The sequence below is a fragment of the Rossellomorea sp. y25 genome (genome assembly GCF_038049935.1).
Lineage (GTDB): Bacteria > Bacillota > Bacilli > Bacillales > Bacillaceae_B > Rossellomorea.
Window position 1 is genome coordinate 4533208 of the sequence record NZ_CP145886.1, and the last position, 23269, is coordinate 4556476.

The following is a 23269-nucleotide window of genomic DNA, read 5'->3' on the forward strand; positions in this document are numbered from 1 at the left end:
GCTGCCATGTCTTTTTATCTGCCTTTAAACAAAATTAAAAAATCCCCATACCCTTCTTCTTCTAATTTCCCTTTAGGAATAAATCGTAAAGAAGCAGAATTGATGCAATACCGAAGACCTTTAGGACCGGGTCCATCTGTGAACACATGCCCGAGATGAGAATCGGCTTCCCTGCTTCTTACCTCGATTCTTGTAGAACGATGAGAGAGATCATATTGTTCTTTGACGCTTGCATCCATGACAGGCTTTGTAAAACTTGGCCAGCCGCACCCACTATCATACTGGTCTTTTGAGGTGAATAAAGGCTCACCTGAAACGATATCCACGTAGATCCCTTCCTCTTTATTATCCCAATACTCATTTTCGAAAGGAGGCTCTGTTCCATTTTCCTGTGTAACGAAGTATTGCATTTCCGTCAGATGTTCTTTTAAATGGGATCGATCTTTTGGCCAATATTTGTTCAAGAAATCCTCTCGTCCGGATCCACGCTTATAAAGTGCATAGCGAAAGGCATTTCTCTTATAGAAATCCTGATGATAAGCTTCTGCAGGATAAAACTCACGTGCGGGGAGAATCTGTGTCACAACAGTCTCCTTAAATACTCCACTCTGCTCCAGCTCTCGTTTTGACTCCTCGGCCAGCATTTTTTGATTGTGGTTATGATGAAAAATGGCTGTACGGTAGGAGTCACCCCGATCATTGAACTGCCCTTCTGAATCAGTAGGGTCAATTTGTTTCCAATAAAGATCGAGCAGTTTCTCATAAGGGAACCGATCAGGGTCGAATGTAATTTGGACGGCTTCATAATGTCCTGTCCCTCCTGACGTCACATCTTTATAAGTTGGATTGGCCATATCACCCCCTGTATAACCGGATACAACACTTTCAATTCCTTCCTGCTCATCAAAGGGTTCCACCATACACCAAAAACATCCTCCAGCAAAGGTTGCTTTCTCCATTTCAACGCTCCTTTCGTTTCACGTGAAACATTTAATGACCCTTCGTTCTCACACAAACTCATCCTTCAAAATAAAGATGATAATGATGTTGACACCCCGGATTAAAAGAGGCTCGACAATGGGGACATACCGATTGGCAGTTCATATACTGTAAAATCGTTAACTCACTTTTGCACTCGCCACAAAGTACCGCCTTGGCATTCCATTCATCCTTCCCCCATCGGACAGGTTCATGATCTGCCATTTCATCATGACATGTATGACAAGGGTAATAGGCGTTACAGCATTTAAATTTAATGGCGATGATATCCTTCCTTGTTCGGTAATGTTTACACTTTGTATTCGAATCCACTTCCACACCGGTCACCTTTATCAGCTTTTCAGTCATAATCATCCTCCCCTTATGCAGTAAATTTCGATATACATAGTCACTATTCCTACTAAAACCGTAAACTACTAGCTTCATTCTAGCCTAATTATCTATCTGTACTATACAATGAATAATAAAAGAAAGGGAGGGGAAGATTCTTGAAATTGATTGTATTCGGAGCAACCGGCGGAACAGGCAAGGAAGTAGTGAAGCAAGCATTGGCAGATGGCCATGAAGTCACTGTATTTGTTCGGAATCCTTCTAAATTGGAAGAAGATAGTCCGCAATTAACTTTCGTAAAAGGGGATGCTCTGAACGCTACAGAAGTGAGAGAAGCATTAACGGGGCAAGAAGCCGTTATATCCTGTTTAGGTTCCGATGGATTGAAGAAAACAAACGTCCTTACCAATATGACCACAAATATCCTGAAGGGGATGGAGATACATCGCATCACGAGAATTGCCTATGTGGCATCAGCTGGTATTCATAAAGAAATACCAGGCCTTCAAGGAAAGATCATTCAGTTCATTCTTCGGAATGTTTTAATGGATCACAGGAATGCTGTGGGACAAATAATGAAAAGCAGCGTCCACTATACGATTGCCAGACCCATGCAATTGACTACCCAGCCTCTATCGAAATCGTACCGTCAAGACGCAGAATTGATTCCGTCGAAGGGAAGAAAGATTGGCCGCGCTGATGTCGCTCACTTCCTGCTTCAAAGCATAGTTCAAGAGAAGCATATGGATGAATCCATTGGTTTAGCTTACTAAAAAATCAAGGGATTATTCTATCTTATCTCCAAGACAGAACAATCCCTATTCGTTACCCCATATGTTCCAGAATACCGGTTAAATCCTTATATACAAAATGCGGTTTGACCCCTAATTCATCCATCACTTTATCCTGACGATTTATCCAAGCCGTATAGAATCCAAAGTTCGTCGCTCCTGCAATGTCCCATGGGTTAGAAGACATAAACAACACTTCTTCTCTTCTGATCCCAAGCTTTTCAAGAACAAGCTGGTAAGACATCGGGGTTGGTTTAAACTGCTTCACTTCATCAACTGACAAAACCTCATCCAGCAAATGCCCAAAGGAAGATTGCTCAACAAGAGGAGATAGCATATCCAGTGAACCATTGGAAAAGATGGCTTTTTGATAAAGTTTCAGTTCTTGCAATACACTCCCTACTTCTTCGTAGTGATTTAATTCCAGGTAAGCCTCCAGCAATTCCTTCTCTTTTACTTCAGTAAGGTCAACTCCTGCTTGCTTAGCCGCATAATGGAGAGCATCCTTCGTTATTGTAAAAAAAGTCGTATACGTACCCATTAATTGACGTAAAAAACTATACTCCAACTGCTTCTGGCGCCACACCTGGCTGATTTCCTTCCCTTTATCAGGAAAGAGTTCATTACACTTTTCAATGACGGAATGAACATCGAAAAGAGTTCCATACGCATCGAACACAAAAGCCTTTATATTGAGATTTGACATACGCATCCTCCTCTTTCATTCTTCTTATATAATAGACCATTTTAAATAAATTAAACTTTTTCACCTCTAAGCGAATTCATTTCACATTCACGTTTTTTATGATATATTACTTCGAGTATCTAAATATATTATGGAGGTGGTCACGATGAATGCAGAACTACCACATGCACAGGCATCTCCTTCCTATACAAAGACGATTCTGTTCTTGAGCTTAACCGTCTGGCTGGTTGTCATGAATACCACCATGTTTAATGTAGCACTCCCCAATGTCTTAAAGGATTTCTCTTTAGCCCCTTCTGAAGGAGCCTGGATTGTATCGGGATATTCTATCGTACTCGCCATTTGCACCATTACATATACGCGCCTGGCAGACTACATTCCCATCAGGAGGCTGCTTATCCTGGGCATTTCCATTTTCGGGCTGGCATCGTTCATAGGTTTCTTTGCTCATACCTTTACCTGGCTATTGATCTCCCGTTTATTCCAAGCGGCAGGTGCTGCAGCCATTCCTGGGTTATCCATGGTGTTTGCCGGACGTTTTGTCCCGATGGCAAGACGCGGCCGGGCATTGGCTATGATTGCCTCAGCTTCTTCCCTGGGCTTTGGATTAGGGCCCGTCGTAGGTGGCGTGATTACCGATTATTTAAGTTGGAACTATTTATTTCTAATCACGTTATGTGTCCTTGGAATGATACCTGTACTCTACCGCTTCCTGCCGGATGAGACGACCAGGAAAGGGTACTTTGATGTATGGGGAGGCCTTTTAACCGGAATCGGAATTACGTTCTTTCTGCTGTTCATTTCAACGTTCCACTGGTATTATTTCGCAGGTGCCGTTGTATTCTTTGGAGGATTGTGGATTCGGATCCATAAGATCGAACTACCTTTTATTCAACCCAGTTTGATACGGGACAAAGGATACCGTCAGATTCTATATATGAGTTTCCTGGGTTTCGCCACTCACTTTGCGATTCTAATCGTCATGCCTCTTATGCTTCAGCATGTATTTGGTAAAAATCCCACAGCAGTTGGATTCATTATCTTTCCGGGTGCGATGCTGTCGGCAGTGGCAGCTGTATATGTCGGGAGACTGATTGATCGCTATGGAAATATGAGGGTGATGTTCCTTGCTCATATCCTTCTGATCATTTCAACCGTCATCTTTTATATCTTATCACCCCTCAATGAATACATGATTATGCTGGCTTATATGTTTACAAGCTTTGGCTTTTCAAGTCTTTCGTCAAGCTCGACCAATGAAGTATCCCGTGTCATGAGTAAGGAGCTGATTGCTTCAGGAATCGGCATGAAACAGCTTACCCACTTCGTAGGCAGTGCGTCTGGTTCTGTTCTAGGAGGAATCATTGTCGAGATGGGCGGAGCAGATTTCCCAGTCCGTTCATTTCAGAATACATTCCTTGTTCTGATCGTATTAATGACACTATCCCTTATTCTATTATTCTTGTACCGCAAGAGAATCAACCATCAATAAAATCTGGTCCAGGCAGTATATCTGCCTGGACCTTATTATTTGTAAATAAATAGTGCTCATATTAGCCTGAATGGATTCCTCCACTACCAATAAGGGTATAGTAAGAAAAAAACAGTAGAACAGGGGAATTCAATTGAAAACAAAGAAAAAGTGGTATAAGAAGAAAAGCTGGTGGATCGGGGGTGTCCTCCTATTGATCCTTACCGTCGTTATGGTATACCACCGCGTTAAGCCGTTGCCTCCGGGAATATCCTATGCAGGTAATACCTATACCATACCCGAAAAGGATGTGGAGTTCTTATACGACCTTACATACCAAAAGGATGGGAAAGAACTCTATGACCATTCGATCTTTGATGAAGTATACCAAACCATTGAAGAAGCAGAGGATTTTCTTATCTTGGACTTATTTTTAGTAAATGGATATACAAAGGGTGATCGTGATTACCCGAGAATCAGTGAAAAATTATCGAAAACGATTCAAGCACAGATGAAGAAGAAACCTGATTTAAAGGTTGTCTTCATCAGTGATATCGTCAATACCACGTATGGGTCCCATTCCGCAAAGCAATTAGAGCCTTTAGAGGATCTCGGGGCTGAAGTCATTTATACCGATCTAAACCGCCTCAGGGATCCCAATATCATATACTCGGGGGTGTGGAGGACCGCTCTGGGCTGGTTCGGTCAGGATGGCTATGGCTGGCTCCCTAACCCTATGGCTTCATCTGCACCCAAGGTAACCATGAGATCGTATTTAAAACTATTAAATGTTAAAGCCAATCACCGAAAAGTCGTCATCACTGAAAGGGAGGGACTAATACTTTCCGCCAATCCCCACGATGCAAGTGGGTTTCACTCTAATATCGGATTCAAGGTCAAGGGAGAAATCCTCAAGGACATGGTAAAAGCCGAAAAGGCAGTCGCTGCTTTTTCAGGGGGGAACGTAGAGGCATTTCCTACAGAGGAAGACTTAGATCAGTCTATTAAAAAGCTTTCTTCTAAAGAGAGCTCCGTTAAAGCACAAATCCTTACTGAAAAGAAAGTTCAAACAAGTGTCGTAAACGCTATGAATAATGCCAATAAAGGAGATGAAGTCTGGATCGGGATGTTCTATCTTGCGGATCGGGACATTATCGATGCCATAGGGGATGCTGCAGACCGTGAAGTAGAGGTACGATTAGTGCTTGACCCCAATCAGAATGCCTTCGGTCAAGAAAAGATAGGGTTACCCAACCTGCCAATCGCATCAGAGCTGCACAACCTGGACAATGACCATATTACAATTCGGTGGTATAACACCAATAAGGAACAATACCATACTAAATTCATTTATATAAAAGGGAAAAAAGAGAGTACTGTCATCGGGGGATCCAGTAATTACACATCGAGAAACTTAGATGATTATAACTTAGAAGAGAACATAAAGATTGTGGCCCCAACTGACAGCAAAACCATGTCGGATATTGATCAGTATTTTAACCGTATCTGGAACAACGATGATGGCACCTACACCGTTAAATATGAGGAATATCAGGATAAACTGCCTGCCTTTAAATATGTCATGTATATCTTGCAAAAAATCTTCCAAGTAACGACATATTAGGTTTTAATCCCACAAGAAAAGGGAATTAAATCAGTAACAACACATCACAAAAACATTAAATGGAGGTTAGAAAAATGGGTATTATCTTGTACTTAATCGTAGGTGGGATCATCGGTTGGTTAGCTGGTCTTATATTAGGTAAAAACGTTCCTGGTGGAATCATCGGGAACATCATCGCAGGTATCATCGGTGCATGGATCGGTGGAGAACTTCTAGGAAGCTTCGGACCATCACTTGCAGGAATCGCTATCATTCCAGCCTTACTGGGAGCTATTATCTTTGTATTCCTGTTAAGCTTACTGTTAAGAGGTATGAGAAAGACTTCTCATTAAAAAACACTGAAACCCCTGAATTCCAGGGGTTTTTTATTTGCCCTTAAAAATATATAAAAAAAAACAGCCAATGATGGCTGCCCTCTTAATACGTCATAGATTTCTTATGTCTTCTTTTATTCCGATACTTCTTATAAAACGGGTAAATAATAGGTCCCCATTTGATCAGTCTTCCAATTAAACGTTTCATGCAGGTAACCTCCTTTGTTATAGGTTGTTTACCCGTTTTAAGCAAACGGAAAACCTCTATATCCAATCAAAGTCGGTAATCATTCCCAATCCTCATTTGTAAAAAAGAATCAACACTTCCTTTACATATGGTAGATACTCTTAAAGCAGAAAAGGAGGCAGCCAAAATGAAAAAATGGTTCAAAAAAAGTTTCGCTTCACTTGTAATATTATCGATTCTTCCTCTATCAGCGAAAGCACTGGAAACCCTTTTTAGTTCAGCTGGTGAAAGGGATGGCGGTATCGGCAACAGTACTCATTATCTGGATTCCGCTCCAAATATCTCCCTGGATCCGAAGGTAAACCAGATTATTTACCCGCTATTCGCAACACCAGCCATTAAAAAGAAAGGTGAGGACCTTACCTTAAAAATCGACACACAGGGTAAAGAAGCGGGATCATGGAGTATCAAATTAAAGCAGACAAACCACTCTTCTCAGACTAGTGAGTATGAATTACCTGTCAAATCAGTTCAACAAGGACAATCTCATTGGAAGGACAGCTCCTCCATCGTTGATGTCACTGTCACGATTCCTGAAAATACTCCACAAAAGCTATATGATTTACAAGTAGCCTACACTGGAAATGGACAAAGGATCAACGATGAACAACCACATTCCGTTAAAGTAGTGGACGAGTACAAAAAGAATTTTACCTTCTTGCATATGACGGATACTCATATTGGTTCCCCTCGGAATCTTGGTGATCCAGAAGATCCATCCTCTGTAGATCCTGCTTTGGCAAAGGAAGCAGGCATGTGGGACCCGGATCCCCAAAAAAGATGGTTATATTTACAGAAAGCCATTAAAGAAGTTAATTTAAAAAACCCTGATTTTGTGGTTGTGACAGGAGATCTCATGTATGGGCAAATGAATCCCTTGGAGTATATATACGAATATGAGGAAACGTATAAAATGCTTCAAAAACTGAACGTACCCGTCTATCTTGTTCCAGGGAATCATGACTACTACGCTCAGGATGCTACGCTAACAGATGGAGCGAAATACTGGGAAAAGTACTTCGGTCCTCAATATTTTTCTTTTGATTACGGCCCTTATGCCCACTTCATCGGATACAACTCATTTGACTGGCACAAGTTCGATCGAAGCGGTAATGGAACTGTTTCTGTTCCAACCTGGGGTGGGCAAATACGCGAGGAACAACTCAATTGGGTCAAAGAAGATTTACAACGCAATGCCCAGACTGCAGAGAGCGGGCAAGTCCGTGGACTCTTTTCCCATCATAATCCACTGTGGCGTGATCGGGAAATGTGGCCAAAGGATGACCCAGAGGTCCAAACCTATTGGGAACAATACGATGAACAGCATGATCCTCAGCGTTTGCAAACACTACTACTCGGGGAAAAACTGGGAATCAAATATGACCAGCAATGGCATGGAGAAAATGCTAAAGAATTAATCAATGTCATGAAAGAAAACAATGTAACCGTTAGTCTCCACGGGCACACTCATATTGATAACGTAACGAAAGAAGATGGCATTTTATATACAACGACCACAGCGATTGAATTGACTGGTAAGCCGTGGGTCGGATTCAGGGGTTTTTCTGTTCAAGATGGTCAGATCGAATCTTACAATTATGAAGAAACCGGCCACTCAATCCCTGTTTATCAAAATGGTGATACCAAAGGTGGGACGATGTCCTTTGATGCTGCCTACCAGACAAGTAATGACGGGAGTGCGTCATCACAACAGGTGGAAGTGACAAATCGTTTAAACAAACCTTTAACCGTCACCATCCCCTTATATATGACAGAAGGAAATTACAACGTATCAACAGGCGAAGTTCTTCAGAATTATGCATCTGATCGTAAGCAGTATCTTGAAGTACAACTTACCATTCCAGCAAACAGTACAGAAACGCTCAACGTGCAGAAGAAATAAACATTGATAGGCTCCATTCCATAGCATTGGAAAGGAGCTTGTTTTTAATTGAAGTTATATTCTGCCCGGGAAATAATTCAAAGTATCGTTCTTTCAAATAATAAAGAGCAACTGAACTCTATGTTCAGTTGCTCTTTATTATTTACTACTCTTCGATTCAGAAATCTTTCCTAAGAAAAAGCCATCAATCTCACTTAATTTACCACGCCACATAATCTTCCCTTTTGAAGGGGTCGGCTTGCTGTCGCCACAATATACCTTTGTGTTCTTCAAGTGAATAAAGTGGGCTTCAGCATTTTGGTTTTCATCTACAGATTCCCCGGCTCTGGCAAGCTCCTCACTCAGCTTCTGTGCTACCTCACTGCCATCCTCGAAGGTTTCACTTAATGAGTCGAAGTATTCCTTTGCAGAAACAAGGGTACCCGTTATGACGGCTCCCTTGACGTTTAACGTGATGTCTAATGAAAAGTCATGTTTGTTTGATGCCTGTACAAAAAATTCTAAGATGCTATCCTTTCCTGTACCAGATTCTAAACTCATCTTCACATCTCCTTTATCGTTAAGCTACTGTGTCGTCTTCGGTAGAGAGTGTTGTATCTTCTTCTTGATCTTCGTCTTTATCATCATCTTTCTTAGCAGATTTTTTACTTTTAGCGCTTGACTTGCGGGTAGAACGTTTCTTGCCCTTTGTAGAGCCTGACTTACCGTTAGATTTCTTTTTGCTAGAGGCTTCTTCCTCATCATCGCTATCATCTTCATCTTCTTCATTTTCATCTTCACTAGTGTCTTCGTCTTCTTCATCGTCATCTTCTTCATCTGTTGCTTCTTCTTTAGACTTTTTAGAAGCTTTCTTACTTGAAGAGGTTTCTTCTTTTTCTTCTTCATCCTCGTCTTCCTCTTCATCACTTCCATCTTCACGTGTCGCGGCAATTTGATTCATTTTCTCTTCTAATTGCTGCAAACGGTCCTGAAGTTCTTCATTTTCCTGTTTAAGCGCATCATAGTCCTGGTTTGACTCTTCTTCAGAGCTGTTTGTTTCTGTTGAATTTACGGCCGTTTCCGTGTCTTCAGATGCTTCCTCATCTTTATCACGCTTAAACAGATTGGCTGTTGATGATTTTAGGGACACAGCGGCTTTTCTGGATCTTTCTTTTGCTGCTTTCCCGAAGTCCAGGCTTTTGCTTTTGATTTTCTCTTGATCGATACGATCTAATAGTTTTTTTCCATTTTCAGGTGTTGCCAGATATCCTACAGTTGCTCCCAACAGACTTCCAGCTACGGTTCTCTTGATAGGGCCGCTTCTTCTTGTTTTGTTCTCGTTTGTTGAATTCTTTTCTTGTCCTTGATTCTCAACTGTTGTGTTTTGCGTATTTTTTTCTGCCATCAGTAAAACCTCCAATTAGTTTGTTTCCGCCGTGTTAAGACGGTTCGTATCCAGTTTCTTTTCAAGTGATTCCAATCGTTCCTGTAATTTCTTATTTTCCTCTTCAAGTGCTTTCGTGTTGTTATCTGCGGCTTTGGAACTTAAGTACGGGTCATTTTCCCACCAGTCCATGCCTATTTCTTTCGCTTTATCTACGGAAGCAACGATTAAGCGGATTTTAATCGTGAGCAGCTCGACATCGGCAATTCCCACCGTAATATCCCCTGCTACGACAACTCCTTTATCTAAAATCTTTTCTAATACATCCACGATTGTGTTGGATTGTACCGGATGCTCCATTCCCATCATGTAACCTCCCTAATCGGCATTACATTAAGCTCCCTAAAGGACCAAGATCTATATTCAAGTCTTCTGCATCAAGACCAAATACCTCTTTTAACTCTTCCATTTTTTCTTCTAAGTTCATCAGGGCTATGCCTAAATTCTCCACTTGTTCATCCGTTAAAGTACCGCCTTCGACACGCCGCATTGCATGTCTTTCGACGATTTGCCTTAATAGTTCTACAACGGTCAATACAAGTTGCGCTAAGCCTTGTTCTGCTTTTTCCGGGTCGAAATTAATTCGCCCATTTGTCCCGCTGGCCTGTGGCATGAATCAATCCCTCCCTTTCTTTATCGAATTGATCGGACGTTACCGTTTTACGCGTCCCTTGCTTGTGTTGAACCAATGTCTCTACTGAGGAAATCAGCACTCGCAAATCCAGATACACGAGGTCGACACCTGCAATGGATATAATCAAATCTCCCTTTATCGCCACACCTTTATCGAGAATGACATCCAATATATCTATAAGGGCAATATCTTTGTTCTCGATTGATTCTCTAACTGTCATATTTCTCATTCCTTGTTTTGTGATTAAGAAAAACTAGAAAAATGATAAGGTGGCCAAGGGCCTGATGCTTCAATTTTCCAACCTGCGTGTCCCAGTTCTTCTTCGTATTGCTTAATTTCCTCTACAAATTCATCAACATTGGATACTGGAAGGAGAAACACACTGTTCCAAGCCATATGTTCTTGTCTGCCTGTGACATCCTTACTCCAATTCTTTTTGATATTTCCATGGAGGGAATGTTCCTTCAGCTTTTCATGAACCTCTTCACAGAGACGATTCTTTTCATTTTCAAGTTCCCGATCAATCAGCTGATCGATTTTTTTCTTTTCAAAGAACTGCCTGCCCTTTGGTAATTCACTGATTTCTTTTCTTTTGGCTTCGATAGACGGGTTGCTTTCGCTTACCTGCTTCTTCAGCAGCTTATCATCACAGTAGATTTTGACGTTCCACTCTTCATTACCATCCAGCTGTGCGAAGGTCGTTTCCAGCTTGTTTCGATTGCCTTCTATCGTGGCCATAAGGCTATCCTTGTTCTTGTACAATGTACAGAACTTCAAGGGAATGATGGTATACATCTTGGAAACCATCAGTACGGTTTCGTGATGATGAAACGCTTTTTCCTGAAGCCAGTCCATATCGTTATCGACTTTGTCCTTAATGGTTTCTTCTGAGTATTCATCCGGTGGCAGATCACAGACAATTGCTGTCACTTCGCCGATTTCAATCGTATATAGTTCACCTTCTCCATCGAATCCTTTCATGGAGGGAAGAGCCTTTTCATTTGCTTCTTTTGTTGGGATTAAGCCGTATAAATAAAGTAAATCGCTCATCTGATCACCCTTATTTCTTTTTCGTTAGTTCTTCCCATTGCTCCATTTCCATCTGTTTCGCAATTTCATATCGTGCTAGTAACTCATCTTCTTTTTCCTGGAATGCTTTCTCAGGGATTTCACCTAATTCATACATCATTTGAAGCTGAATCAATTTTTGTTGAATGGTAGGAAGGTCGTACAATTCTTTGTCTGCTTCTTCTTTAATCTTTTCGCCGACTTTAATGACTAAATTAATTGGTGCACTCACCAATTTATGAATCATCAGCCTTCCTCAACCTTCAAGCGTATGTTGACAAAATTGTAAGCCGGCCAAGGGCCGCTATAATTAAATTCGACCTTATCCTTCCATTTTTCATGGGCTTCATTGACCTTTTGATCGAACACTTCTTCCTGGTCCCGATCAATTAAGAAAGAAGCGTTGAGAAGCATTTTCTCACTTGAAGGGTCATTTGCCTTTGCTGATACGGCTGTTTCCTCAAGGGGGGCATAGACTTCCTGCTTCACCTCATTTTGAAGGGAAGTAAATAGCTTCTGAGCCATTCCTCCAAGCTGAATGCGGTCATAATACGCGGCAGATTCAGATTTCCCTTTAACGGCTGATGCCATTTTTTCTACCTGCGGGTTTTCTTTAACCATCGCTTCCAGCCATTCCTTTTTACCGATAACCTTTAACCCTAGCTCGATTTTCCCTTTAATTGCCGGGAAAAGGGTTTCGAACTGAGGATAAAGGTTTTCCAGAAGAGCCTGCACATCGTCTCTTGATTTAAAGACATTCCCGAAGCTGATCGGAATGACCGTATCCTTTTGATCCATCACCCGTGATACGGCACCCTGGTGCATGAGAAGATTCTGCTTCTTGGGATGATAGATTTTCATCGGTACTTCTGCTGCTACCATCGCGGAGTCCTTATATCTGATCGTGAACGTCTCGCGTTCCTCGCCTTCAATTTCAATGGAGCCAAATTGATCGTCTTCTTCTGTTTGAATGGCACAAAATATATAGATTCCCATTTCTTCCTTACTCATCATGAAACTCTCCTTTATTCCTCAGATACCTTCATATGTTTACATGCATCTATAATTAATCGTTCTGCTTTTTTTTGTGGGTTTTCTTCGTCGATACATCGACTTAGACTATGTGCTACTATATCAATACATAGACGTTGAAAGTCTGAATCCTTACCGTCTATGGGAATGTCTGATTCAATGGCGAGCCTTGCGATCATTAAGGAAGCACGCAAGCTCGGTCCGTTCTTTCCGTTTGTACATTGATCACGTAATGTAGATACAAGGGTTGTAATCGCTCTTGCTTCACTCATAACCAAGTTTGCTTTTTCGGATACAATCTTTGCCTCTTTTTCTGCTCCCTTGTAATCTACGTTAATGGTAATTAACCGATCCAGGAGAGCGTCCTGCGTTTGGTAAACCCCTGCATATTCTGCAGGATTACTAGTAAATATGATTGCAAATTCCGGGTGTACGCGAATAAAAGGTTCCGTTAATTTCGATCCATATAAAGGGATGATCCCCTCTTCTAAAATAGATAGGAAGATATTATTCGTTGTCGGCTGAGATCTTGTAAATTCATCGTATACAAGGGTATAGCCATTCTTTACTGCTTCCAGTAATCGCCCGTCTCTCCATGTCTCGGTGACACTTTCGTCCTTTTTATAGACTGATCGAACATATTGATCGATCACTTTTTTACTCGTATACCCTGTGAAATCACCAATTAAATCTTTATTATTTAATTCATGGTTACCATGCATGAGCATAACCGGTCTTTTTCTCTTCTTCGCCAGAGCGATTGCAAGAGAGGTTTTCCCGGCTCCGGAAGGACCTGTAAAATGTACAGGATATCCAGCTTTAAGGTATTGCAATGAGCGCGAAAGCAATTCTTTCGTTTCATCGTCTTGTATTAATGCCCTGCTATCCTTTTTGATCCGTTTTGTTAAGACCGTCACTTACAATTCCCTCCTACTCGCTCATCCACTACATTTCCTGTCCAATGGCACTTCTGTAACGGATATCCCGTCGTTTAAATGATGTGACTTCCTTTTCTTTATTGAGTTGAACATCATATGTTCCAAGCATTTCGTCTTTAGCATATTTCTTCATATATTCTTTTTCTTCAATTACCTCGACTTGAAGCTTCCAGCCTTCATCTTCTGTCAGTTCCACTGACGTAATCTTATGGACCGGGGCTACATGTTCATTGAAGAAGTCGGTAACATTATTCATAATCTCTTTGATAACCATAGTCGCCTCCTACTCCTACTGTTATGAAAGCGGGAGGGTGCCAATAATGGCCCCCTTTCACTTTCTTTTCTCCACTGCCCTGTTTAAACACTAAACTGGGAGCTTCTTTCGTTCTGCTGAGTAGCAAGACCGTTTTCTTCGACATCATCCCGAAGCAGGCCAACAGCTTCTGCATAACGCAACCATGTATCTACGCTGGCAATGACGACCCTTGCTTCAACCGTTAAGATTTCAATCCCAACGACAGATACCCTTGCAAAGGCATCAATGACGATACCTTTGTCGAGAATCCTGTCAATTACTTCCGCTAAACTCGAACTATTATTACTCTTTTGAATAGCCAATTGTTATTCTCCTTCCGGTGTTTAAGAACAGATGGTCTTAATGTCTTTCGATGATTTAATATTTTCCGAACTTTTAATTTCTGTAGAACTTTTAATATTAAAGGAGCTCTTGATGTCACTCGCCCCCTTAATATTTGCGACACCTTTAACTTTTGTTTGTTTATCATTGGATGAAGAGATTTTCTTTTGAAATTCTTCTCCTGCTTCTTTTGCATTGCCTAATTTTTCTCGAACGGAGAGCAGGACATCCTGTACTTTTTCCTTTGCTTCTTCAGCTTTGGTATGAACATTATCAGCATTTTTCTCTTTGGCCTTCTCTAACTTCTCAGATGCTTCATTGGCTTTTGATTGAATACCGCCTTCGACACTGTTTACAAATGTTTCTTTCGCCTTCTCTTTTATCGAATCTTTCACTTTTTCTTTCACGGGCTCCGGGGCGTGATCGTATGCTTTTTTAGCCATCTTCCCAACTGCTTTTTTCACCGGCTTACTCATGTAATGCCCCCTTCAGGGATGCGATTATTTCTTAGACTCCACTAAGCTGTTAAGCATTTCTTCAATACGTTCTAAACGCTCATTCAAATTCTTGTTTTCTTCTTTGATTTCTTCTAATTCTTCTGAATTATTAGAAGAATTTTCACCGCTATCTGCCTTGGCATCAGTGTTTTCCGATACCTCTTCTTTTTTCTTCTTAGGTGCAAGCCTGCCACCTTCCAGCTTGCTCATATATCCGGTAGCAGATTGTCTTAATGTGATAATGGCTTGCTCTGTCAGAAATTCCTGTGCTGATCTTCGCAATTCCTTACTTGCTGCTTTCATCACTTCTGATTTCCCTAAACTGTCCACTACTTTCTTTCCTGTACCTGGATTTGAAAGTAACCCGATACCAGCTCCGACTACTCCACCGATAATCGCATAATTCATGGATTGTCTATTTTCAGCTGATTGCTCTCCGTTTTCTTCAATGTTTTTCGTTTCTTCTACTTGTTGACTGCTTTTTGTTTCTGCCATATTCATCCTCTTTTCTACAAAAATAGTAAAACTATATTTAATTTACTTGTTTAAATGCTAAACGCTGTTCCTCTTTCATTTTCCTGCTTGGCTAAACCTTCTTCTTGGACTTCGTCTCTTAAGAGCCCAACTGCCTCTGCATATCGTAACCATGTATCTACACTTGCAATGACGACTCGCGCTTCTATTGTAAGAATTTCTATTCCCACTAAGGAAACTCTGGCAAATGCATCAATGACTATTCCTTTATCCAGGATTCTATCAATTACTTCTGCGAGACTTGAGCTATCGTTACTTTTTTGAATACTCATCGAATCTCTCCTCTTTATTGGTGTAGCCAATGACTGTGTGCAAATTTTATATTCGGTTTAATCGGTGTTTACCTCGTTTTACACCTACCCTAAACTAGGTCCTGGGAATCATTTGAAATAAACTGCCATTTTTTATACATGTTTGATTGCGTTTCTTTCACTCTGTAATATTTCTTTCTTACAGTTATATAGCTTGTAAGGATTTTTGTAGAAGGAATAATTCAAATAAGACAAATAGATTACAGTTTCTAAAGGAGGAATCGGTTTGAATTTAGAGGAGAAGTGTGATTTTCATCGGGGGAGGGGGGGTAATTGATTCTCATGATAAGCCTTTGCAAAAAAAGAACCAGAAGCATTATGCTTTTCAGCTTTGCTTCTGGTTCTTTTCCTATTTATTCATTTGGGATAGAAAATCACCTAAGAGATCTTCCATCGATTCTTCTTTAGGTTCTTCTTCAACGGTTTCCTGGGGCTTCATGGCACTGTCCCAGTCAAAGTTGTCCAATTCTTCGTCAGTAGAGTAAGAGCGCTCATCTACTATTTCTTCTGGAGTATCATCCATCACTTGATCAAGGGACCACTCTCTTGAAGAATCGTGACTTGCCGCAGATTCTTCCTGAAGATAGAGGGCTTCATCAATATCCAATGAATTACTGCTTAAGGAAGCTAGAAGGGAGGCAGTACGAACCGGGTTTGATAACAGCTGGTACACGATACTGCCTAACAACGCTTCTGAGTGTTCATGCTTCAACCAGTCACGCTGGGATTTATCCAATCCCTTCGGAAGGGGGATCGTAATGGCTTCTCTCTGTTTGGAAATCGTATCATTTACTCCATTTAATACAAGCTCTGCAATTTTACTGGAGAAATTTCGTTTTTCCGTTTCCTTAAGTTTTTGTAAATGCTTTAAAACATGATCAGGTGTATCAGAAGGAATTCGAAACGTAATCGGCTGTCCCCTCGACATCCCTTTTCCATTCATACAATCACCCTATTTGGTTTTCGCTAATTTTTGATCTTCTTTTTGTGCTTGTTTTTGATTCTTTCTTGAGAAGTCTGCAATTAGCTTATAATAAGCATTCGCCATCATCCAAATGCTTTCTTTCTCATCTTCAAAGAAGTCGATATTGTAACCATCAAGATTGTTATTAAGCGTTTTGATATATTCTTTAAGAACACTTGATCCTCCGCCAATGAAGTAGCAGATTTCAGTTTGAGAATTCTTTTGCCACATATTGCGCAGGTGACGATATTGCTTCTTAGCAAGTTCAAGCATAATACGGTCAACGATATCGTGTACGCTTGTACGGCTTCCTTTAACCATAATATGATTACGATCATTTTTCTTCGTGATGATTTCTACCACATCACGACGGCTGTCCAGCTCAATTCCGTGTCTTGAGCGGATTTCTTCACGGATCCATTCAAGGGACTCAGACACACCAAGGTTGAATCCTTGAGCTTTATCGTCATCTACTTTTCGATCTTTAATCACAGCGATATCCGTTGATAAGCCGCCGATATCTTGAATTAAGATGCGTTTATCAATGAGGTCCTTATTGATGATATTTAAATTGTTATCCATAACAAGATTGATGAATGCGGCAAACCCTTCAGGATAAACCTTTACTTCATCAAATTTAATATTCACTTTGATGCCTTGGTAGCGAGGAGTTACCAGAAACTCAACTTGGTGTACTGAACCTAACAGTCTAGAACGGTACCCTACATCTTTTCCTTCCTTTACTTCGCGAAGTGGAAGACCTGTACCCAATGTGTAATTTGCTTCTATAACGTTATTATTCTTCTTAAAATTAGAATCATTGCGTGCTGCATCAAGTGCAATGGAAGCAAACAGCATCACCAGTGTTTGATCTTCTTCTGATTTACTGCTGCCCGGATCCAGTTCAGTAGAGTTATTGCTCTTCGTTGCCAGATTACCGACACGATAAATCGCATTATTATCTTTAAGAGTAGGGGAGTGGACACGGATATGTATGCCGTCAAGTGGGTCTTGTGTATCCAGCTCTTCGATTCCGATAATTGGGCGATCTTCAATATCCCTGGCAATGACGTTCGGAATATTTACCTCAGCGTCCATCTTTCCAAAAATACCTTTAAGAGAATCATTACCAACGTCAATGGCTGCAATTCGTGAATTCGTCATTAAAATCATCCTTTCATTCATGAGTAAGAATTTGTCAAAAAATTTCAACTCTTACTCTCAGAGTATACAATTTCACCTCTCCGGTCAATCCTACTTTTCTATCGAATATTCGCAGCGTAATCAAGGTCAATATGTATACAAATTGTATCGTTGTATACATATTTTGTACACATCCCTATATATCAATATGTGTACTTGTTTGTATACTTGTATACATTTTTGTTTACAATTGTGTACGTATTTGTATACTTGTATACATTTTTGTTTACATCCATATTTTAGTGGAGGATTTGTAACTATCAACCCACTACTCTAGTAATCTATTAAATTATTACAATGGTGAAAATAATAGGAATCCTAAAGGTTCAAACAAATCTTTTAAAAAAATGGCATAAGAAAAGAGCAGCCTCCTTAAAATGAGACTGCTCCTATGAGTACATTAGTTCTACTGTTGATAAAGGTTCATTGATACTTAACGAACTCAATATGATATTTCTCTTGAAGGTTCTTCATGCCAATACCGCGCCAACCTGTTGTCAGGAGTGATTGCTGCGTGTGAAAATCGTCCATTGGAATGATCAATCGTTTCCGGTCGGCTTGCACAGATTGTTTCATTACTTTTTTAACAAATATATAGCGCATTTGATCGCCGTATTTATTTTTTAAGGCCGCTATTTCCATACCTTGAGCAAATTTATCTTTCAAACTTGGTATATTAAAGGGAGCTACGGTACAGCTAATATACGTGAAATCACCGGGAAGGTTGGGAAGTTCCTCCATAATGACAGCGCCTAACACTTGCTGCAATCGATTTCCCCGGTAAATGGGGTCTACAATCGAGATTTCCTGGTAGATGACTTGATTTAACTCATCTTCATTTAATCCTATATCCAATCCCAAATGTTCTTCATCGATTTCAGGTTGAAGAAGCGCTCTGAACGCAATAAGTTCCTGCTCCAGAAAAGCACCAACCATCAAGCCCTTCCCCTTAAGAATATACTCATATTCAACTCGCGCGAGGGGTTGTAAACGTGTTTTATCCTCTAAATCAGCGACTACTATATCTTGCAATGAAAGAATTTCTTCAATGTGGAGCATAGATAATTTATGGACAGTATACAATCTGTTCTCCTTGATTAACTTTCCTTCGTGAAGTGCGTTCACACGCTGTCCTCCTCATCCAATCGAATCTTGAAACACCGTCAGTTCTTTCAACACCGATTTATTTATCTCAACCCCTAATCCAGGCTTATCAGAAAGTCGAATAATAGGAACATCATAGACAAGATTACCCACATCTTTTGAAAATTTCAATGGTCCCGTCAGCTCTACGCTTGTGATGACCCTTTTTGAAAAAGCAACATGGAAGCCTGCTGCAGAGCCGATAGAGGACTCTACCATGGAGCCTATCTGACACTCCATTCCAGCCATTTCCGCCTGATGAGCAAGCTTTACAGCAGGATAGATCCCACCGCATTTCATTAATTTGATATTCACTTTATCAGCTGCCTGTTTTTGAATGATTTCTCGCATTTCCCTTGTTCCTTTAAGACCTTCATCAATCATTAAAGGCATGGACGTCTTGGACTTTACAGTCACCATTCCGTCGATATCATCAGCGAGAACCGGTTGTTCTATCCAATCCAAATCGATGCCCTCCAATGAGCGGAGAGCCTTTAACGTTTGCGAACTGTTTTTCCATCCCTGATTTACATCAACCCGAATGGCAATATGATTCCCTACCCTTGCACGAACCTTTTGTATACGCTCGACATCTGCTTTTACTTCCGTACCTACTTTCATTTTAAAAGAAAGATATCCTTTATCCACCATGAGCGCTGCCTCATCTGCCATCTCTTCAGGCTCTGCGATGCTTAAAACATGTGTAAGGGGAAATTCTTCATGATAACGTCCCCCAATCAATTGATAAACAGGCTGAGAGAGCTTTTTCCCTATGATATCAAAGCAGGCAATGTCAATGGCTGCTTTTGCAGTTGGAACACCATATATGGATTCATTCATGAGAACATGAAGTCTCTCTATATTCATTGGATTCTGGTCTAACACTGCAGGCCCTAGAGTGCTCTTTAATACATGATAAGTACTCTCCCAGGACTCTCCTGTAACGTGCTCATCTGCCACTGCTTCCCCGTACCCTGTGATCCCCTCGTCGGTTTCAATCTCTACAATGATGGAAGGCATATCATGATAAGTATGGTAGCTTACCACAAAAGGAACATGAAGAGGCAGACGAATAGCATATACGTTTAATCCGATAATTTTCATAGGTCATAACTCCTTTTCATTTACACTACTATTTGCAAATTGGTATAATGTCGTTATATAGTCGCTAATTAAACCGAAAGTAGGTGGAAGCATGGAAAAGATAAAAATTGCTGTTATCGGGTCTCAAGACTTTATCCAGGATTTACACTCCATAGAACCTCACATGACTGACATCGAAATAGACCCCTACACTTATCAAGATCCCTATCAATCCAAAGAATTGATCCAACACTTAAAGCCTTGTGATGCCATTTTTTTCTCAGGTGCCTTGCCCTATTATTATTCAAAAGAGATATGCGATCAATTATCTGTTCCTTCCTTATTCCTGGAACAGAATGAAATGGCCGTCGCTTCTTCATTATTGTCTATAACCTATCACAAAAAAATTCCGATTGACCGTATATCGATTGATTTGATGGAAGCTTTATACACCAAACATGTATCGATGGATATAGGAATTTCCATTCCTGCTGCTCATGTTTTGGAATATAAAGAACGGCTTCCTTATCAGCTGGATTTAACCTCCATTGTTCAATACCACTACTCACTTCACCAGTTGGGAAACACTGATGTGGCGTTAACAAGCATCCACGCCGTATATGACCGCCTGAAAGAACTTGGAGTTCCAACAGAAAGAATGGTAGACCCTATCAGGTCTTTGTTAAATGGCTTTCAGAAGGTAAAATCTATCGCTCTACTAAACAAAAGAAAAGCTTCCACGATTTCAGCTATCTATCTATCCCATGATCAATCACATCAGGAATTTAACCAATGGTTACAATCATTCACCCATGATATTCAAGGTTCCGGACAATCAATTGATGAACATACTTATTTACTTCATAGCACTGTGGGCCATATAGAGTCACTAGTCTCTCATCACACTTTCGAGGAATTGATATCCAGGTGGAATGGTCGAATGAAAATTGGATTCGGCTATGGTACAACGGCAATAGAAGCAGAGCAAAACGCTGGAATTGCCCTGCGTTTTGCTCAGAATGACCCCTTGGGTAAGTGTGGATATATTTTAACAGATGATAAAAACCTTCTTGGTCCTTATCCTAAAGAGGCTAAATTGCAGCGTCTCAAGAATAATCATCCAAAACTCTTTGATATTGCCAAGGAAATTAAAATCAGTCCGGGAAATCTGTCTAAATTGATAGAATTCAGCAGAAAGCGTTCATCCTCACAGTTTACAGCTGCCGAGTTAACTGATTATCTTCAAATTACCCGTCGCTCAACTGAACGTATAATCAAAAAACTGGTAGATCACGGTTCGATCAGGATAGTTGGAGAAGAGATGACCTATCAACAAGGTCGTCCCCGTTCCATTTACGAACTTCATCTCCCCTTTTAAAATACTTACGAGTTTAAGGTCATTTCATCTTCATCTTTGGTGTTCACTAATTCAGATTTCGAAAGTTTTGTAATCGTAAAACCGGTTAGCGCGTATGCAATGGATAGTAAAGGCACTACAAAGTTCAACACGGCATAAGGGGCATATTCAAAGGCATGAACGCCTAATGTACCAAATATAAACACTCCACATGTATTCCATGGTATAAAGACAGAGGTTAAGGTTCCTCCATCTTCAAGTGCCCTGGATAAATTCTTCGAGTGCAAACCCTTTTCCTCATATGCTTTAGCATACATTCTTGAAGGAACAACAATGGAAATATACTGTTCTGAACAGGTGGCATTTGTTGCAAAACAAGAAACAACGGTGGATGCCACCAATCCTTTCGCTGATTTGGCCACCTTTAAAATCTGGTTCACAATGGATTGCAGCATTCCTGTATGCTCCAATATCCCTCCAAAGGTCATCGCTACAATGGTCATGGAAACCGTATACATCATTGAATCCAGTCCACCCCGATTAAAAAGATCGTCCACCATTGAATTACCTGAATCAATGACGAAGCCGCTTTGTAAGGCAGCAAATGCATCAGAAAATGATCCACTTTGGATGAATACCTGGGATAAAAGTCCAAGTAGAATCCCCACTACCAGAGCTGGAATGGCAGGTACCTTTTTAGCCACTAGAATAATGACCATTAATGGAATCAATAACAAAAACGGTGAAATCACAAAGCTATCCTGAAGCACGTTGATTGTTTGTTCAATATCGTTTGTATCAATTTTATTTGAACCGAAATTTCTTCCCAGAATGGCATAAACAATAAGGGCAATGAGTAATCCCGGAACCGTTGTATAGAGCATATGACGAATATGTACAAATAAATTTGTATTCGTTAATCCAGAAGCAAGGTTCGTGGTATCAGAAAGCGGTGACATCTTGTCCCCAAAATAGGCGCCGGAAATGATCGCTCCGGCAATCATAGGTGCTGGAATTCCCATACTTATACCGATTCCCATACCTGCAACTCCAATTGTCCCCATTGTTGACCATGAGCTGCCAATCGCCAGTGCGACAACAGCGCATATAACCGTGATGGAAACTAAGAAGAGGGATGGTGTAATGATTTTCAAACCATAATAAATCATCGTAGCCACGATCCCTCCACCGATCCAGGCACCAATAGTCAGTCCAACAAGCATGATGATGACTACTGCCGGCAGGGCAAGGCGTATTCCTTTATACATAGAATCTTCAATTTCATTCCACGTATAACCTGCCCGCCAGGCTACTATGGCTGCTACCGTTGTTCCAATGATTAATGGAATATGCGGACCCTGCTCAAGAACGACAATCGTGACGAACATGACCACGATCATGACACTGAGCGGGATAATGGCCATCCAAAACGGCATTTCTTTTTTCATGTTTGTTCCCCCTATACCCCTTTTATTTTTTTGACAGTTCTAAATAGTCGTTAAATAGACGCTATTAAAATAATGATATACGGAGAAACAAAGTGAGTCAATTTAATTTTTGTTACCGCTTACAACCCTGGTATTGAATTTTCCTTGAGGATTGAACAAAAAGGCTCTTTTCGTAAAGTTTGTTGCTATTGTAGAAGAATGTAGAAGAGAAAGTACTAGTTGATTTCCACTCCAGGATGCTCGCTTTCCGCGGGGCTGTCGGTGAGCCTCCGGGGTCTCACCTGTCCAGCTATTCCCGCAGGAGTCGATCATCCTTCCGCTCCAATCAACTTTCTGAGCATGTATCCTTAATCAAAAACAATTAAAAGTAGCTTTCTAGCAAATAATCTCATTTAAGTTAAGGAGAGATTGTTTGTCTTAAGGAAGTATCTTTCAAGTAATTTTGTTTTCTAGCACAACTTGAAGCTCTGTCACAAAAAACCCGTAAAAGATGGTGAGGGAAACTGCGCAGACTCCTGCGGAAGTACGGGCGTGCCGAGACCCCGTTCGGCTAAGCTGAGGAGCCTCGGCCGAACGCTAGCTGCAAGCGGAGAAGTTCCCCTCACCATCCAG

At 40.8% G+C, this 23269-nt stretch carries 28 protein-coding genes; 6 read left to right on the top strand and 22 right to left on the bottom strand.

Annotation, left to right across the window (positions count from 1 at the left end):
• Window positions 1–14: 14 nt before the first annotated feature.
• Window positions 15–959: a peptide-methionine (R)-S-oxide reductase MsrB gene (gene msrB, locus AAEM60_RS22565; protein ID WP_341357200.1), complete on the bottom strand. Its 945-nt coding sequence runs from the start codon at window positions 957–959 to the stop codon at window positions 15–17.
• A gap of 58 nt (window positions 960–1017) precedes the next feature.
• Window positions 1018–1347 carry a CHY zinc finger protein gene (locus tag AAEM60_RS22570; protein WP_299745308.1) on the bottom strand — a complete coding sequence of 110 codons (330 nt, stop codon included), beginning with the start codon at window positions 1345–1347 and terminating at the stop codon, window positions 1018–1020.
• Window positions 1348–1487: 140 nt separating this feature from the next.
• On the opposite strand from AAEM60_RS22570, the gene AAEM60_RS22575 reads away from it, so the two are divergent.
• Window positions 1488–2102: an NAD(P)-binding oxidoreductase gene (locus tag AAEM60_RS22575; protein WP_341357201.1), complete on the top strand. Its 615-nt coding sequence runs from the start codon at window positions 1488–1490 to the stop codon at window positions 2100–2102.
• A gap of 52 nt (window positions 2103–2154) precedes the next feature.
• On the opposite strand, the gene AAEM60_RS22580 is transcribed toward AAEM60_RS22575, so the two are convergent.
• The gene (locus AAEM60_RS22580) at window positions 2155–2826 is read right to left on the bottom strand and encodes a haloacid dehalogenase type II (protein ID WP_299745314.1); all 672 of its coding nucleotides are present in this window, start codon (window positions 2824–2826) and stop codon (window positions 2155–2157) included.
• Window positions 2827–2971: 145 nt separating this feature from the next.
• Here AAEM60_RS22580 and AAEM60_RS22585 point away from each other — a divergent pair, with 145 nt between their 5' ends.
• The 4 genes from AAEM60_RS22585 to AAEM60_RS22600 all read left to right on the top strand — a co-directional run bounded on the left by AAEM60_RS22585 (window position 2972) and on the right by AAEM60_RS22600 (window position 8385).
• On the top strand, window positions 2972–4318 hold the full coding sequence (locus AAEM60_RS22585) for an MFS transporter (protein WP_299745317.1): 1347 nt from the start codon (window positions 2972–2974) through the stop codon (window positions 4316–4318).
• Window positions 4319–4451: 133 nt separating this feature from the next.
• A complete protein-coding gene (locus tag AAEM60_RS22590; protein ID WP_299745320.1) occupies window positions 4452–5921 on the top strand; it encodes a phospholipase D family protein in 1470 nt (489 codons plus the stop codon).
• A 74-nt stretch (window positions 5922–5995) separates the two neighbouring features.
• Window positions 5996–6253, top strand: a complete 258-nt coding sequence (locus AAEM60_RS22595) for a GlsB/YeaQ/YmgE family stress response membrane protein (RefSeq protein ID WP_098438646.1) — start codon at window positions 5996–5998, stop codon at window positions 6251–6253.
• Window positions 6254–6609: 356 nt separating this feature from the next.
• On the top strand, window positions 6610–8385 hold the full coding sequence (locus AAEM60_RS22600) for a metallophosphoesterase (RefSeq protein ID WP_341357202.1): 1776 nt from the start codon (window positions 6610–6612) through the stop codon (window positions 8383–8385).
• Window positions 8386–8523: 138 nt separating this feature from the next.
• On the opposite strand, the gene gvpU is transcribed toward AAEM60_RS22600, so the two are convergent.
• The 18 genes from gvpU to AAEM60_RS22690 all read right to left on the bottom strand — a co-directional run bounded on the left by gvpU (window position 8524) and on the right by AAEM60_RS22690 (window position 19873).
• Window positions 8524–8925 carry a gas vesicle accessory protein GvpU gene (gene gvpU / locus AAEM60_RS22605; RefSeq protein ID WP_299745335.1) on the bottom strand — a complete coding sequence of 134 codons (402 nt, stop codon included), beginning with the start codon at window positions 8923–8925 and terminating at the stop codon, window positions 8524–8526.
• A 19-nt stretch (window positions 8926–8944) separates the two neighbouring features.
• The gene (gene gvpT / locus AAEM60_RS22610) at window positions 8945–9769 is read right to left on the bottom strand and encodes a GvpT/GvpP family gas vesicle accessory protein (RefSeq protein ID WP_299745338.1); all 825 of its coding nucleotides are present in this window, start codon (window positions 9767–9769) and stop codon (window positions 8945–8947) included.
• A gap of 15 nt (window positions 9770–9784) precedes the next feature.
• Window positions 9785–10114: a gas vesicle protein gene (locus AAEM60_RS22615; protein WP_113969330.1), complete on the bottom strand. Its 330-nt coding sequence runs from the start codon at window positions 10112–10114 to the stop codon at window positions 9785–9787.
• Window positions 10115–10136: 22 nt separating this feature from the next.
• Window positions 10137–10421 (bottom strand): gas vesicle protein K, encoded by a 285-nt coding sequence (locus AAEM60_RS22620; protein WP_148970611.1) that lies wholly within the window; start codon window positions 10419–10421, stop codon window positions 10137–10139.
• Entirely contained in the window at window positions 10387–10662 is a 276-nt protein-coding gene (locus AAEM60_RS22625; protein WP_044340208.1) for a gas vesicle protein, read from the bottom strand. The genes AAEM60_RS22620 and AAEM60_RS22625 overlap by 35 nt, the downstream gene beginning before the upstream one ends.
• Before the next feature lie 23 nt (window positions 10663–10685).
• The gene (locus AAEM60_RS22630; RefSeq protein WP_341357203.1) at window positions 10686–11492 is read right to left on the bottom strand and encodes a GvpL/GvpF family gas vesicle protein; all 807 of its coding nucleotides are present in this window, start codon (window positions 11490–11492) and stop codon (window positions 10686–10688) included.
• A gap of 10 nt (window positions 11493–11502) precedes the next feature.
• Window positions 11503–11757, bottom strand: coding sequence for a gas vesicle protein GvpG (locus tag AAEM60_RS22635; RefSeq protein ID WP_299745348.1), 255 nt, complete (start codon window positions 11755–11757; stop codon window positions 11503–11505).
• The gene (locus AAEM60_RS22640; RefSeq protein ID WP_299745349.1) at window positions 11757–12524 is read right to left on the bottom strand and encodes a GvpL/GvpF family gas vesicle protein; all 768 of its coding nucleotides are present in this window, start codon (window positions 12522–12524) and stop codon (window positions 11757–11759) included. The genes AAEM60_RS22635 and AAEM60_RS22640 overlap by 1 nt, the downstream gene beginning before the upstream one ends.
• Window positions 12525–12535: 11 nt before the next feature.
• A complete protein-coding gene (gene gvpN / locus AAEM60_RS22645; RefSeq protein ID WP_299745352.1) occupies window positions 12536–13459 on the bottom strand; it encodes a gas vesicle protein GvpN in 924 nt (307 codons plus the stop codon).
• Between the two features lie 28 nt (window positions 13460–13487).
• Window positions 13488–13754: a gas vesicle protein GvpO gene (gene gvpO, locus AAEM60_RS22650; RefSeq protein ID WP_299745355.1), complete on the bottom strand. Its 267-nt coding sequence runs from the start codon at window positions 13752–13754 to the stop codon at window positions 13488–13490.
• Window positions 13755–13837: 83 nt separating this feature from the next.
• Entirely contained in the window at window positions 13838–14098 is a 261-nt protein-coding gene (gvpJ, locus tag AAEM60_RS22655) for a gas vesicle protein GvpJ (RefSeq protein WP_299745357.1), read from the bottom strand.
• 21 nt (window positions 14099–14119) lie between these two features.
• Entirely contained in the window at window positions 14120–14593 is a 474-nt protein-coding gene (gvpQ, locus tag AAEM60_RS22660; protein WP_299745360.1) for a gas vesicle protein GvpQ, read from the bottom strand.
• 24 nt (window positions 14594–14617) lie between these two features.
• Window positions 14618–15109 carry a GvpT/GvpP family gas vesicle accessory protein gene (gene gvpT / locus AAEM60_RS22665; RefSeq protein ID WP_341357204.1) on the bottom strand — a complete coding sequence of 164 codons (492 nt, stop codon included), beginning with the start codon at window positions 15107–15109 and terminating at the stop codon, window positions 14618–14620.
• A gap of 50 nt (window positions 15110–15159) precedes the next feature.
• Window positions 15160–15420, bottom strand: a complete 261-nt coding sequence (gene gvpA, locus AAEM60_RS22670) for a gas vesicle structural protein GvpA (RefSeq protein WP_060674023.1) — start codon at window positions 15418–15420, stop codon at window positions 15160–15162.
• Window positions 15421–15808: 388 nt separating this feature from the next.
• The gene (locus AAEM60_RS22675) at window positions 15809–16402 is read right to left on the bottom strand and encodes a hypothetical protein (RefSeq protein WP_299745372.1); all 594 of its coding nucleotides are present in this window, start codon (window positions 16400–16402) and stop codon (window positions 15809–15811) included.
• Window positions 16403–16411: 9 nt separating this feature from the next.
• Complete coding sequence (locus AAEM60_RS22680; protein ID WP_299745375.1) at window positions 16412–17587, bottom strand: ParM/StbA family protein; 1176 nt, start codon at window positions 17585–17587, stop codon at window positions 16412–16414.
• 462 nt (window positions 17588–18049) lie between these two features.
• A complete protein-coding gene (locus AAEM60_RS22685; protein WP_299745378.1) occupies window positions 18050–18751 on the bottom strand; it encodes a GNAT family N-acetyltransferase in 702 nt (233 codons plus the stop codon).
• Between the two features lie 12 nt (window positions 18752–18763).
• A complete protein-coding gene (locus tag AAEM60_RS22690; RefSeq protein WP_299745380.1) occupies window positions 18764–19873 on the bottom strand; it encodes a dipeptide epimerase in 1110 nt (369 codons plus the stop codon).
• Window positions 19874–19964: 91 nt separating this feature from the next.
• Between AAEM60_RS22690 and AAEM60_RS22695 the strand changes: the two genes are divergently transcribed.
• Window positions 19965–21230 carry a transcriptional regulator gene (locus AAEM60_RS22695; RefSeq protein ID WP_299745383.1) on the top strand — a complete coding sequence of 422 codons (1266 nt, stop codon included), beginning with the start codon at window positions 19965–19967 and terminating at the stop codon, window positions 21228–21230.
• A gap of 5 nt (window positions 21231–21235) precedes the next feature.
• Here the strand turns inward: AAEM60_RS22695 and nhaC are convergent, their stop codons facing one another.
• Complete coding sequence (gene nhaC, locus AAEM60_RS22700) at window positions 21236–22657, bottom strand: Na+/H+ antiporter NhaC (RefSeq protein ID WP_299745386.1); 1422 nt, start codon at window positions 22655–22657, stop codon at window positions 21236–21238.
• Window positions 22658–23269: the final 612 nt, after the last annotated feature.